The 12,079-nt window shown below is 54.1% G+C and carries 15 protein-coding genes; 13 read left to right on the top strand and 2 right to left on the bottom strand.

Annotated elements, in window-relative coordinates:
• Window positions 1–6 precede the first annotated feature (6 nt).
• The 5 genes from flgL to KNP85_RS02880 all read left to right on the top strand — a co-directional run bounded on the left by flgL (window position 7) and on the right by KNP85_RS02880 (window position 3,350).
• On the top strand, window positions 7–936 hold the full coding sequence (flgL, locus tag KNP85_RS02860; protein ID WP_214801202.1) for a flagellar hook-associated protein FlgL: 930 nt from the start codon (window positions 7–9) through the stop codon (window positions 934–936).
• A gap of 3 nt (window positions 937–939) precedes the next feature.
• Entirely contained in the window at window positions 940–1,515 is a 576-nt protein-coding gene (locus KNP85_RS02865) for a DUF6470 family protein (RefSeq protein WP_214801205.1), read from the top strand.
• A gap of 15 nt (window positions 1,516–1,530) precedes the next feature.
• The gene (gene fliW / locus KNP85_RS02870) at window positions 1,531–1,968 is read left to right on the top strand and encodes a flagellar assembly protein FliW (protein ID WP_214801207.1); all 438 of its coding nucleotides are present in this window, start codon (window positions 1,531–1,533) and stop codon (window positions 1,966–1,968) included.
• Window positions 1,968–2,195 (top strand): carbon storage regulator CsrA, encoded by a 228-nt coding sequence (gene csrA, locus KNP85_RS02875; RefSeq protein WP_214801209.1) that lies wholly within the window; start codon window positions 1,968–1,970, stop codon window positions 2,193–2,195. The genes fliW and csrA overlap by 1 nt, the downstream gene beginning before the upstream one ends.
• A gap of 99 nt (window positions 2,196–2,294) precedes the next feature.
• Window positions 2,295–3,350, top strand: a complete 1,056-nt coding sequence (locus tag KNP85_RS02880; protein WP_251136189.1) for a GGDEF domain-containing protein — start codon at window positions 2,295–2,297, stop codon at window positions 3,348–3,350.
• A gap of 31 nt (window positions 3,351–3,381) precedes the next feature.
• On the opposite strand, the gene KNP85_RS02885 is transcribed toward KNP85_RS02880, so the two are convergent.
• Window positions 3,382–4,296 carry a YitT family protein gene (locus KNP85_RS02885; RefSeq protein ID WP_021066564.1) on the bottom strand — a complete coding sequence of 305 codons (915 nt, stop codon included), beginning with the start codon at window positions 4,294–4,296 and terminating at the stop codon, window positions 3,382–3,384.
• 162 nt (window positions 4,297–4,458) lie between these two features.
• Between KNP85_RS02885 and KNP85_RS02890 the strand changes: the two genes are divergently transcribed.
• The 3 genes from KNP85_RS02890 (at window position 4,459) to KNP85_RS02900 (ending at window position 6,667) form a co-directional block, all read left to right on the top strand.
• A complete protein-coding gene (locus tag KNP85_RS02890; RefSeq protein WP_058764203.1) occupies window positions 4,459–5,319 on the top strand; it encodes a YitT family protein in 861 nt (286 codons plus the stop codon).
• A gap of 98 nt (window positions 5,320–5,417) precedes the next feature.
• Complete coding sequence (locus KNP85_RS02895; protein ID WP_214801212.1) at window positions 5,418–6,371, top strand: DMT family transporter; 954 nt, start codon at window positions 5,418–5,420, stop codon at window positions 6,369–6,371.
• 2 nt (window positions 6,372–6,373) lie between these two features.
• Window positions 6,374–6,667, top strand: coding sequence for a putative quinol monooxygenase (locus KNP85_RS02900; RefSeq protein ID WP_214801214.1), 294 nt, complete (start codon window positions 6,374–6,376; stop codon window positions 6,665–6,667).
• A 32-nt stretch (window positions 6,668–6,699) separates the two neighbouring features.
• Here the strand turns inward: KNP85_RS02900 and KNP85_RS02905 are convergent, their stop codons facing one another.
• The gene (locus KNP85_RS02905; protein ID WP_214801217.1) at window positions 6,700–7,197 is read right to left on the bottom strand and encodes a hypothetical protein; all 498 of its coding nucleotides are present in this window, start codon (window positions 7,195–7,197) and stop codon (window positions 6,700–6,702) included.
• 156 nt (window positions 7,198–7,353) lie between these two features.
• On the opposite strand from KNP85_RS02905, the gene KNP85_RS02910 reads away from it, so the two are divergent.
• The 5 genes from KNP85_RS02910 to KNP85_RS02930 all read left to right on the top strand — a co-directional run bounded on the left by KNP85_RS02910 (window position 7,354) and on the right by KNP85_RS02930 (window position 11,997).
• The gene (locus KNP85_RS02910) at window positions 7,354–7,839 is read left to right on the top strand and encodes a hypothetical protein (RefSeq protein WP_214801219.1); all 486 of its coding nucleotides are present in this window, start codon (window positions 7,354–7,356) and stop codon (window positions 7,837–7,839) included.
• A gap of 58 nt (window positions 7,840–7,897) precedes the next feature.
• Entirely contained in the window at window positions 7,898–8,725 is an 828-nt protein-coding gene (locus KNP85_RS02915; RefSeq protein WP_214801221.1) for a GNAT family N-acetyltransferase, read from the top strand.
• A 10-nt stretch (window positions 8,726–8,735) separates the two neighbouring features.
• Window positions 8,736–9,059: a hypothetical protein gene (locus tag KNP85_RS02920; RefSeq protein WP_251136190.1), complete on the top strand. Its 324-nt coding sequence runs from the start codon at window positions 8,736–8,738 to the stop codon at window positions 9,057–9,059.
• Window positions 9,060–9,182: 123 nt separating this feature from the next.
• Entirely contained in the window at window positions 9,183–10,475 is a 1,293-nt protein-coding gene (locus KNP85_RS02925; protein ID WP_214801226.1) for a methyl-accepting chemotaxis protein, read from the top strand.
• A gap of 142 nt (window positions 10,476–10,617) precedes the next feature.
• Window positions 10,618–11,997 carry a coiled-coil domain-containing protein gene (locus KNP85_RS02930; protein WP_214801229.1) on the top strand — a complete coding sequence of 460 codons (1,380 nt, stop codon included), beginning with the start codon at window positions 10,618–10,620 and terminating at the stop codon, window positions 11,995–11,997.
• Window positions 11,998–12,079: the final 82 nt, after the last annotated feature.

Consider the following 12,079-nt stretch of genomic DNA (forward strand, 5'->3'; position numbering starts at 1 on the left):
TGCTTGATGCGAGTCACACAGACGATGCTCACACAGACGAACTTGAAACATTTATCGAGCAGTTATAACAAGCTCGCCCAAGTCCAGGAACAGCTCATCAGCGGGAAACGGATTCAGAAGGCGTCCGAGGACCCGGTCGTCGCTATGCAAGGTATGCGCTACCGGACCGAGGTGCGCGAGGTCGACCAGTTCCGCCGCAACGTCAGCGAGGCGACGAGCTGGATGGACTTGACTGATTCGACGTTGAACGAAGTGACGGAAGCCGTCAAACGGATTCGTGAATTGACGACACAGGCGGCAAACGATACGTACGAGTCGTCGCAGCGTCAAATCATCCAGAGTGAGGTCAATCAGTTGATCGAACATCTCGGCTCGCTCGCGAACGCGAAGTCAGGCGAGAAATATATTTACAACGGCACGAAGACGGACCAACCGCTCGTCGACATGGACGCCTTGAAGGCGTTCCTCGCCGACCCGAACGGGGATGTCAACAGCATCTACCCAGGCGGGGCACCGGCCGCGAGCGGGAAAGTCGCCTTCGAAGTATCGAAAGGCATCACCGTTCAAGTGAATATGCAGCCGGAGACGGTGTTCGGGAGCGACGTGTTCGCTGGACTGCACGACCTCGTCTCGAAATTGGCCGACCCGAACACGACTGGTGAAGTGCTCTCGAACGAGCTCGCCGACCTCGACGTCATCGCCCAAAACTTGATCACGGAGCGGGCCGAACTCGGCGCGCGTGCCAACCGGTTAGAACTCGTCGACAACCGCCTGCAAGAACATGAGATTATCGCCAAGACAATCATGTCCGATAACGAGGACATCGACATCGAAAAAGTCATCATGGAGCTCAAGTCTCACGAGACGGTGCACCGGGCCGCACTATCGGCCGGGGCGCGTATCATCCAACCGACGCTCCTCGACTTCCTCCGGTAAGCGATGAATATCGCTCGGCTTGAGATGCGGCAGACGCAGGCCGCCATCCAAATCACGTCGAACCGGCCCCACCTCGAGATGCGGCAAGGCCGGGCCGATGTGTCGATGACGCAAGGCAAGGTCGAGATGACCCAACAGACGACAGGCGGCACGCTTGAGGTCGACTCGTCGGTCGCGCGCAGTGAAAGCAACTTGAAGGCAGCACTCGAGCTCGGCCGTCACTTCGGTCAGCTCGGGGAGCAGGCAGCCCGGGAAGCGACATCGACCACGGCCCAGGACGGGGACCGGCTCATGCGCATCGAGAACGGCAACCCGATCGCCGCGATGGCCGCCGAGAAGACGAGCACCCCGTACCCGGTCGTCGACATGGACTTCATGCCGAAGTCGCTCGACCGCGTGAAGTTGACGTATACGCCGGCGGATGTCAAAATCGAGTGGAACCTGACGCCGGCACAGATTGATGTATCACTCACCCCGGCCGACATCTCGTTCACGCCATGGACGACGGACATCTCGCTCCGTCAACAGGCATCGCTCGAGATGTGGCCGGTCGGTGGCATGTATGATGAGACGCGTTGAAAGTGAGGACAACCCATGTTCATTGAGACAGACTATTTTGGCAAAATCGAAGTAAATGAAGACGAGACGATCTCGTTCGTCAGCGAGATTCCCGGATTCCCGGAATCGAAGACGTTCGCCCTCATCCCGTACGGCGACGAGCTCCCGTTCTGGTCGCTCCAGTCCATCGACGACCCGGCCTGCGCCTTCGTCGTGACGAACCCGTTCTGGCACAAGTCGGACTATGCGTTCGAGTTGACCGACGGCGCGAAAGAGCAGCTCGGCATCGATGAGGCGGAACACGTCTCGGTGTATGCCATCGTGACGCTCCGCGATCCATTCGACGCCTCGACGCTCAACTTGAAGGCCCCGATCGTCATCGAGACGAAAGAGCGGCGTGGGAAGCAGGTCATCTTGGATGACGTCTACCCGGCTCGGTTCCCGCTCGGCGGTCAGAAAGAAGAGGTGCGCTGATGCTCGTATTGAAACGAAAACAAGGCGAGGCCATCCATATCGGGGACGATGTGACGCTCACCGTGCTCGCCATCGAAGGCGACCAGGTCAAGCTCGGCATCGAGGCCCCGCGCCATATCGATATTCATCGCCATGAGGTGTACGTCCAGATGCAGGCCGAGAACGAATCGGCCCGCGACAGCGCCAACTTGATGAAACAGATGATGCAAAATAAGTCGGAAGCGTGAGCTTCCGGCTTTTTAGCTGTCCTAAAATTTGGATAGGGTGACATGTGTCACTTTTGTACGATAGGATAGGAGGAAAGAAATGGCGGGAGAGGACAAGGCTTGGGTCAAGTCATCAACATTTTTTTCATCAATGTCAGTATCATCTATCTCGTTTTATCGCTGGCCCTGTATCTCATGCGCCAGCTGTTGCCGATTCAGGCAGGTTCTCCTTATGCGGTCCGCATCTGGTTCGGTCTCGCCATGGGGCTCGCGGCCGTACTGTTGACGGTCAACTCGTTTCAAGTCGGAGAGGCAAGGGTCGACCTCCGGATTATCCCGCTCGCGCTCTCAGGCGCCTATGCCGGACCGGTCGGGGTCGCCGTCACGATGGGGCTGACTCTTCTCGGTCGCTTCGGTCTCGACGGCATGACCGACCAATTCATCCGCTCGTTCGGCACGCTCGGCTTGTTCTTCGTGTTGTCGCTCGTGTTAAATCTACTGGTGATGCGACGCGGTCACTTGTATTCGGCCTATCTCGTGTTCGGGGCCGTGCTCGTCTTGTTTCGGATTGCGGGTAACGTCCCGATGCAGGCGTTCACGACCGTGTTCTTGCCGTATTTCGTCATGACGTTCCTCGGCGGTTGGATGTGTTACTGGGTCGCGAAACAGATTGAGACGCACCTGCGCATGTTCCGACTGCATACGCAGCGGGCGACGATTGACGAGCTGACGGGTCTCCCGAACCGCTATATGACGCTCGAACGATTGAACGAGGTCGAGATGTCGGGTCTCCCTTGGGCGCTGTTCGTCATCGATGTCGACCGGTTCAAGCAGTTGAACGATACATATGGCCATCGGGCCGGTGACGCGGCGCTTCATCACATCGGTCAAACGTTACAGGCGAACTGTCCGCCGGACGGCTTCGTCGGGCGCTACGGCGGGGAAGAGTTTCTGATGGTGCTCGAGGATGCCGGTGACGTCCGGTTGATCGCGGACGACATCGTCACGGTCATCCGCGACACCCCGTTCTCGTTCGAAGGGATGCACATCCCGATGACGGTTTCGCTCGGGGCCTCGCTCGCCGGGGCCGAGCCGGGCACGGTCGTGTTCGAACGGGCCGACGCCGCCCTTTACGCGGCGAAGACGAGCGGGCGCGATCAAGCAAAAATCGGATAAACAAAAAATCGGTCCCGGGGGGCCGATTTTTTTAGTGGATATTTTTCTTTTTGAACTGGCCGCCCCGGACGTCATGGATATTGCCGATGGCGAGGAACGCCTTCTCGTCATAGTCGTCGAGGATGTCTTTCAATTTCGTTTCTTCTAATCGACTGATGACGGTGAAGACGACTTTCTTGCCGTCGCCCGTATAGGCCCCTTCACCGTGCAAGTAGGTCACGCCCCGGCCGAGCCGGTCCATAATGGCCTGACCGATGTCGTCCGGCGCCGTCGTGATGATCCACGCCGCCTTCGACTGGTCGAGCCCCTCGAGCACGATATCGATCGTTTTGAAGGCGACGAAGTACGTGATGAGCGAGTACATCGCCCGGTCCCAGCTGAAGACGAAGCCGGCCGTCCCGAGGATGAAGATGTTGAAGAACATGACGATCTCGCCGACGGAGAACGGGAGCCGGTCCGTGAACGACACGGCCAAAATCTCGGTCCCGTCGAGCGACCCACCGGCCCGGATGACGAGGCCGATGCCGGCTCCGAGCAGGAAGCCGCCGAACACAGTCGACAACAGCAGGTCGTCCGTGAACGGTTCGATTGTATGAAGCAAAATCGTGAAGCCGGACATGAGCATGATGGCGATCAACGTGACGATGGCGAACGTCTTCCCGATTTGGCGATAGCCGAAGAAGATGAACGGCAAGTTGAACAGGACGAGCCAGATGGCGAGCTTCGTCTCCGTCAAATACGACGTGATGATCGAGACGCCGACGATGCCGCCGTCGATGATTTGGTTCGGGACAAGGAACGCCTCGAGACCGATGGCGAAGATGAACGACCCGATTAACAGGAGTAGCCCCTTGGCGAGAAGTTCGGTCGGTTTGATTGGGTTGTGGACACGTTTCAAACGGAGCACTTCCTCCGGAGACGGGGAAGGCATCGGTGGACGCTGCATCGGGGGTCACTCCTTTTTCTTTTCAGTATAGCAAACCTCACACGGGATGAAGCAGAAGCGGCAGACAATCTGACACAACTTTTTCAGCGATGCCAGAGATGTTATTCTACTATTTTTTTATGCTAGACTAGGAAGGTTGAATCAAAAAGGAGGACGTTACTCATGAAACGTGACAATCGAGCCTGGCTCATGGGCTTTCAAATCATCATGAACATCATCGGCGGGATGATCGCGGCGTACGGCCTCGAGTCGGTGTTAATCCCGAACAGCGTGTCGGATGGAGGCGTCACCGGAATCAGCATCGTCGGCTCCCAACTGACGGGTATTCCGCTCGGCGTGTTCCTCGGGATTCTCAATCTCCCGTTCGTCTATCTCGGCTATAAGCAGATCGGGAAGAGCTTTGCCATCCTATCGGTCACCGGCATCGCCTCGCTCTCGGTCGGGACGCTCATCATGCACCGCGTCCCGACAATCATCGATGGGGATACGCTCCTCGTCACGGTCGTCGGCGGAATCATTCTCGGGCTCGGGATGGGGCTGTCGCTCCGGAACGGGGGCGCGCTCGACGGCATTGACATGCTGGCCGTCTTGTTATCGAAGAAGTTGCCGTTCGGGACGAGCGACTTGATTCTCTTCTTGAACGTGTTCGTCTTTATCGTCGTCTCGACGGTGTTCGGCCTGCAAGGAGCGGTCCTATCGGCCATCGCCTACTTCATCGCCTCGAAAGTGATTCATATCGTCGAGGAGGGGCTCAGTGGGGCGAAGACGTTCAAAATCATCACGAGCGTACCGGACGTCATGGTCGAGACGGTGCGGGACCGGCTCGGCCGGAGTGCGACGCTCAACCAGATTCAAGGCGCTTATTCGAAAGAGTGCTATTACGAGATCACGTGCGTCATCAACCGGCTCGAGGAGCGGAAGATGAAAGAAATCATCAACCAAGTCGACCCCGAGGCGTTCGTCGTCGTGTACGAGGTGTCGGAGGTCAAAGGTGGGAATTTCCGAAAACGCGATATTCATTGAGACGAATCAAGCAGCCGGCGCTGCTTGATTTTTTTGGTGGAGGCAGGGAAATGCGGGATGGATAGGGAACAAGTGGGGATTCAGAAAGGAGAGAACGTATGCGTCCATTGTTATTAGGTGTGCTCGCCGCCTTGTTTTTTGCGAGCACGTTCGTCTTGAATGAATCGATGCAGGTCGGCGGGGGGAGTTGGGCGTATAGCGTCTCGCTCCGCTTCCTGTTCATGATTCCACTGCTCATGCTCGTCGTGGCCGTCCGGGGTGGCATGACGCGGGTGCGCCGCGCCATCGTCGATGAGCCATGGCCGTGGCTCGTCTGGGGGACGGTCGGCTTCGGTCTGTTTTATGTCCCAATCTGTCTCGCCGCCGAGGTCGCCCCGCCTTGGCTCATCGCCGGCACGTGGCAAGTGACGATCATCGCCGGGGCGCTGTTGTCGCCGCTGTTCCGTCGGAGTGACGGGACGCGGGAGCGGATTCCGTGGACGGCGCTCCGCTTCTCGGGACTCATCTTGTTCGGCGTCGTCTTGATGCAACTCGAGTTCCTCGCCGACTTCGAGCCGCGCTTCCTGTGGATTGGGGTGGTACCGGTGTTGATTGCCGCGTTCGCCTATCCGCTCGGCAACCGGAAGATGATGGCCCACACCGACCTCGACGTGTTCGAGCGCATCCTCGGCATGTGCATCGGCTCGCTCCCGGTCTGGCTCCTCTTGTTCGGCTACGGGCTGACGACGGGGGCGCCAACGAGCTCGCAACTGACGCAGACGCTTCTCGTCGCACTGTTATCGGGCGTCGTCGCGACAGTGCTCTTCTTCAAAGCGACCGACCTCGTCAAACACGATATGGGGAAACTGGCCACGGTCGAGGCGACCCAGGCGCTCGAGGTGCTGTTCGCGCTCATCGGCGAGCTGATTTTCCTTCAGGCGCATCTGCCATCCGGGCTGTCGCTCGTCGGCATCTCGCTCGTCATGGTCGGGGTCGTGTTGCATAGCCGCAGCCAATTCAACGTAAAGGAGAGTCTGGTGCCGGCGGCGAATCGATATAACAAGGAGGGATGAACATGTCCTATGGATTGATTGGGAAACTGACGGCCGTACCGGGTGAGCGCGAGACGCTACTCGCGATTTTGCTTGAGGCGGCTGCGGCGATGGAACGAGAGCCGACGTGTACGGCATACCGGGTGAACGTCTCGCTCGACGATGAGTCGATTGTCGTCTATGAGGTGTGGGAAAGTATGGAGGCGCATCAACAATCGCTGTCGCTTGAGACGACACAGACGTTGATTGGGAAGGCACGGTCGATTCTGGCCAATATCGAGCGCTTGGCGGTGTTCGAGCCGCGGGACGGTCATTAAAAAAATCCACGTCCGTGGACGTGGATGAAAGGTCATGCTTTCGTCAAGCTTCCTTTGACTTGCTCATAAAACTCGTCCATCATCCCAGTCCGGCTACCGAGCTGGCAGATGAGTTCGAGCGTCTCTTTATAGAACTTTTTGACGAGTCCTTTGTTTTTGATGTTGTCCATCGACGCCATCGTCTTGTCGAGGTTTTGGAGAATCTCTTCGATCTGGTCGTCCGAGTCCGGTTTCACGACCGTCATATTGTCCGGGATTTTGACGACTTTGTCTTGCTCCTGGTAACGGAACGACGCGCCGAAGCCAAGGTTCTCGATGAACAAGTGCGGCATCACTTTCTGACCGAAGAACTGCTTATGCCATTCCGTCGCTTTCATCGTGTCCATGTCCTGTTTGAACGTGGACGCCGTCGAGACATACTTTCTGAACAGGTCGGTCATGAACTTCTCGATGACCGGGATTTGAAGGGCAAAGACGTTCTTTAAGAGCGCGTCGAGCTGTGCGCGTGACAATTGTTGTTCGTTTGACATGTCAGTTCCTCTTTTCTATAATGCGATACTTTTATCGTATGGGATTGCGGAACGTGCGTCAACGCATCCCTAAACATTTTTTCAGAATATTTAATGATTTATGGTCATTTTATGCGATAATCGTCTCATGGCTAGACCAAAGAGGAGTGAATCCATATGAACAAAACAATGAAGTGGGCGGTCGCGCTCGGCGTGACGGGTGCCCTCGTCGCAACGGTCGGTGTCGTTTCGTCCAGAGGGCGGACTGACGATACGACGCAGACGATCCGTGACCGTGAGCTCGGATACGAGATTATTCTTCCATCGAAAATCGTCGAGGCGATTGAGCGCGGGGACGTCTATATCGAGAAGGCGCAGGACGTCGTCGATGTCGGCGACAAGAACAGCTACGGCACGTTCGACCTCTACTATAACGTCGAGGACGGCGACGACCAGTTGTTGTTCCATTTGGACTTGATTGACCGTGAACTATCGGAAGAGGCGTTCGCCCAGGAAGTCGGCTACGGCAACTACCTCGGTGCGAGCGACAAGACGTTCTTCTGGGTCGAACCGACCGAGGCCGTCCCGGGTGCCGAGGCGCACACGGATGAGATCGCCGAACTGCTCGAGATATTACCGGAGCTTGAATTCCGGACGTTATGAGTCCGCCCGCTACGGCGGGCTTTTTCGGTTATGCTACAATATGACGTGAGGTGATTTCATGAATTGGACAGTAGAAGAAGTGAGACAGGCAGAACAAGTAGAGGTGCTCGAGGAAGCTGTCAACGCACATGACAAGATTGACGTGAAAATCGGACACGTAGCGGTCGGTCAGAACGACTACGCCGTCTATGATGACGACACGCTCGTCGGCTATATGGTGCTCTTCCCGTATCTCCCGAACGAGTATGAAGTGAACGCGCTCGTGCATCCGGACTATCGGAAACAAGGCGTCTTCAAGGCGCTCTTTGAAACGGCGAAGCAGGACGCGAAACAGAATGGCTGTGAAGCGTTCACGTTCGTCATCGATCGCAAATCGAAGGACGGCAAGGCGGTCATAGACCATCTCGGCGCGGCGTATCAGTTCTCAGAATTTAACTTGGTCCTTAAAAAAGCCGAGCTGTTCTTGAAGCCGGACGAAGTGTCGCTCCGCGAGGCGACGGACGCCGACCGTTCGCTCATCATCGAGACGCTCTCTGAAGCGTTCGGCGACCCGGTCGACGTGACGGAGAACATCTATCAACAGATCGATACGCCGGACCGCGTGACGTACATCGGTGAGGTCGACGGTCGTCCGGTCGGGGTCATTCGTGCCCTCCTTTCGGGTGAAGATGCCGGTAGCATCCATGCGTTCGGCGTCAAGGCGGATGAGCAAGGCAAGGGCTACGGCACGAAGATGTTGAAGCAGATGGTCCAGCAACTGTTCCGCATGGGCCGGACAAAGCTCGAGCTCGACGTCGAGACGGAGAACAAGGCCGCGCTCGAGATTTACAAGCGGGCCGGGTTCGCTGAAAACGGCGGCTATGAGTTCTATCTATTAGAACTGTGAGGTGAGACGAATGGTTCGGAATTTGAAATGGCTCGGGGCCGCGTTCGAGGCTTTCCTCGGCATCCCGACAATCGGGGGGCTGTTCATCATCAGTATGGGTTATACGCCGCTTGGGTTCATGCTCGTGTTCCATATCGTCTTGCTCGTCGTGTCGCTGTCGCGGCTGAAACGGATTTCGGTCGGGGCATTCGTCGGGATTACGGCGTCGGTGCTCGGGTTCATCCCGTTCCTCGGCATGATGCTACACTGGGTAGCCGCGATTGCACTCGCAATCGACGCGCTCATGACCCCACGCGAACAGGTGCACATGACACAAGAAGATGACCGTTTTTAATGAAGACGCTCTCGGTGACGAGGGCGTTTTTTCATTGACCAAAACTTCAACTGAAAACGCTATACAAAAGCTGGGATTCGGACGATATAGTAGGTGATGAATTACACAGAGGAGGAACTCATAGTGAAGCTATTCAAAAACTTTACGACCCAACTGCTCGCTTGGATTTTGGTCACATCCTTTATCACGGGCGGAGCGGTCGGCTGGATCACGCTCTTATTGCTCACGGAGCTTGAGATGGCGAAAGGTCAGGTCATGCTCGTCGGGACGGCCGTGGCCTTACTTATTTCAGGGATTGGTGGCGCCGTCATCTACTTGATCGCCCGTCGTCCGCTCAAGGCGATCGAGTCGGCGTCGGATAAGGCGGTCGAGGTCGGCAACGGCGATTTGACGGTCGTGTTCGCGGACGAGACGACGACAGACCGTTCGGAGATGGGGCGTCTGCTTCTGTCGATGGACAACATGGTCGGACACCTGCGGGAACAAGGGACGAACATGCGCTACACGGCGGACCAGCTCACCGGTTCGGCGCAAGAGATTGCGGCAGCGGTTCAAGAAGGGAATATCGCCGGTGAGAACATTCGTCAAGCGATGGACGCCTTGAACAAAATGCTTGAGAATAACGTCAACGCGACGTACAGCTCGATGGATTTGCTCGGTGCCGTCGCCCGGACGATGGAGAACATCCGTCTAGAGATGGGTTCTGCGCTCGAATCAGCGAGTGAGATGCAACAAGAGGCCGAGAGCGGCAAAGGCCTCGCCTCGTCGTCGGTCGATGCGATGCATGCAATCGCCGGCAAAGTCGAGCAGTCGTCGACGCTCAACAGCAAGTTGACGGAGATGACAGGCGAAATCTCGCGTATCACGGACGTCATCAGCGACATCTCGGCGCAGACGAACTTGCTTGCCTTGAACGCGTCAATCGAAGCGGCACGCGCCGGCGAACATGGACGCGGCTTTGCGGTGGTTGCGGCCGAGGTCAAGAAGCTCGCTGAACAGACGGCGAACTCAACGCAAGAGATCACGGATTTGATCGTCGACGTCAAACGTTTGGTTGGCGACACGTCGTCATCGATGGCGAACGTGAAAGCGGAAGTGGAGACGGGCGTTGGTCTCGTCGAGAAGGCGGGCGGTGCGTTCGCGTCGATTCACAACTCGGCGAACGAAGTGTACAGCCACGTCCATTCGGTCGATGCGCTCTTAGATGAGTCGCGTGGGCAGATCGACTCGGTCGTCACGAACTCGGCCGGCATCGTCGGCATGGTCGAAGAAGCGTCACGGTATGCTACGGAAGTCACGTCAGCGGCGAGCCAACAAGCGGCGAGTCTCGGTGAAGTGAACGGCGCGATGACGGAGCTCGTCCGGGTCGCGGAGAGTTTGCAGAACGAGACGGAACAAGTGAAGGTAGAAGCGTAAGGAGGAGCGACCCAGTGATGGGTCGTTTTTTCTATGTATTAAACATATATTTACCTAATTATGTAAAATTAATCAATGTGATATTTTTTTGGTATAGAATAGAATTGGAAATGTAGTACATAAAAAGAATGAGGGATATCACTTGAATGAGTCTATCGACATATGGAAAGAAAGAATAGAAAAATACTCTAAAGAAACATCTCAGTTTATAGACAAATGGATTGATCACTTGGATGAAAAGGGGACGAAGCTAAAAGACAAGTGGATTGAACAAAGTCAAACGATTGATAAACAGAATCGTCTGCTAGAGTCTTTAAAAAAGAAAGAAGAATTGAACCAAAAAACAATTCAATCTTTGCAACAAAAATTGAAAGACAAAGACTCTAACAAGAACCAGCAACGAATGAATGACCTCTCGAATTCTTTAAAAGAGAAAAATGAAATAGTAGGCAAATTGCTTCGTCACGTTCAGGCACAGCAAAAACAGTTAGATGAAAAAAATGTTAAAGTACAAAAGCTTGAAGAGACATTAAATCAATCAAAGAAGATAATTAGCGAAACTCAATATCGCTTGAACCAATCTAAGACGATGTTAAAAGAACTTCAAGAAGAGCGACTAAGAGTTCAAAAAGAACACCAACGAACGACTAAATTGCTTCAAACATATAAAGAAAAGCTTGAAGAAGCTGCAAGTGAAAGCACGGTTCGACACTACGAACATCTCATTAAAACGTTGACCGATCAACTTTTTCAAGTGACAGAACGATCAGAAGAAATTGACCGTGAAATGTATCGAGAGAATAATAAAAATCGTGAATTTGAGGAATTACTAAAACAAGAAAAATCGCGTGCCACAGAGTATCTCAGTGATATTAAGCATATGAGACTTGAATACGAGAAAGTCATTTCGGAGCGTGAACAATTATACGGTCTATTAACGAAATACAAAGATGAGATGAATACATACATGTCTCAGCTAGAGAATGAAAGACAAATTGTCACTAGCCAAAAAGCAGAAATGCAGGAACTTGAGAATTGGTTGAATGAAGAGTGGAACGAGCGCGAGAGATTACAGATTGAGTACGGGAATTTAATTGCGCAACGAACTGAAATATTTTTTGAGCGGGAAACAACAACAAGAGAATTAAAAAAGAAAATGGACTTAGAACAAAGAATGGAACGAGGATTTGATAAAATTTTTCAATATGTAAAACTTTCTAATACTTTTTATAAAGACTACAGGCAATTGAAAGACCCAAATGAGCGTATGAGTTTGGAAGTAGGATTAATCGAGATGGAAATTGCATATCGAATGGGAAAACCGAAGTATCGTCGAAATGTTGTTAGAACTAAAGATCATCACTATTACGAGTGCGAATGGGGTACTAATATTGGATTGCCTGGGCGGATTTACGTTCGAAATGAAGGTTCGGGATGTGTTGTGGAACGAATTAGCCGAATCAAGGACGGTGGAAGCAAGCTTAGTCAAGATCGGGTAATCGACTGGTTAAAAAAACAATAAAAAAATTGAGACACCACTAAACATTGCCCCTATCATTCCGATATAGAGTATGGAAACGATAAAACGTTCCAACTAATACAAG

This window comes from Exiguobacterium sp. s194 (genome assembly GCF_018618275.1).
GTDB lineage: Bacteria > Bacillota > Bacilli > Exiguobacteriales > Exiguobacteriaceae > Exiguobacterium > Exiguobacterium chiriqhucha.

Excerpts from the sequence above, each read along its gene's own strand:
- flgL (WP_214801202.1), top strand. The coding sequence starts at position 7 with ATGCGAGTCACACAGACGATGCTCACACAGACGAACTTGAAACATTTA.
- KNP85_RS02865 (WP_214801205.1), top strand. The coding sequence starts at position 940 with ATGAATATCGCTCGGCTTGAGATGCGGCAGACGCAGGCCGCCATCCAA.
- fliW (WP_214801207.1), top strand. The coding sequence starts at position 1,531 with ATGTTCATTGAGACAGACTATTTTGGCAAAATCGAAGTAAATGAAGAC.
- csrA (WP_214801209.1), top strand. The coding sequence starts at position 1,968 with ATGCTCGTATTGAAACGAAAACAAGGCGAGGCCATCCATATCGGGGAC.
- KNP85_RS02885 (WP_021066564.1), bottom strand. The coding sequence starts at position 4,296 with ATGCAGCGTCCACCGATGCCTTCCCCGTCTCCGGAGGAAGTGCTCCGT.
- KNP85_RS02890 (WP_058764203.1), top strand. The coding sequence starts at position 4,459 with ATGAAACGTGACAATCGAGCCTGGCTCATGGGCTTTCAAATCATCATG.
- KNP85_RS02895 (WP_214801212.1), top strand. The coding sequence starts at position 5,418 with ATGCGTCCATTGTTATTAGGTGTGCTCGCCGCCTTGTTTTTTGCGAGC.
- KNP85_RS02900 (WP_214801214.1), top strand. The coding sequence starts at position 6,374 with ATGTCCTATGGATTGATTGGGAAACTGACGGCCGTACCGGGTGAGCGC.
- KNP85_RS02905 (WP_214801217.1), bottom strand. The coding sequence starts at position 7,197 with ATGTCAAACGAACAACAATTGTCACGCGCACAGCTCGACGCGCTCTTA.
- KNP85_RS02910 (WP_214801219.1), top strand. The coding sequence starts at position 7,354 with ATGAACAAAACAATGAAGTGGGCGGTCGCGCTCGGCGTGACGGGTGCC.
- KNP85_RS02915 (WP_214801221.1), top strand. The coding sequence starts at position 7,898 with ATGAATTGGACAGTAGAAGAAGTGAGACAGGCAGAACAAGTAGAGGTG.
- KNP85_RS02920 (WP_251136190.1), top strand. The coding sequence starts at position 8,736 with ATGGTTCGGAATTTGAAATGGCTCGGGGCCGCGTTCGAGGCTTTCCTC.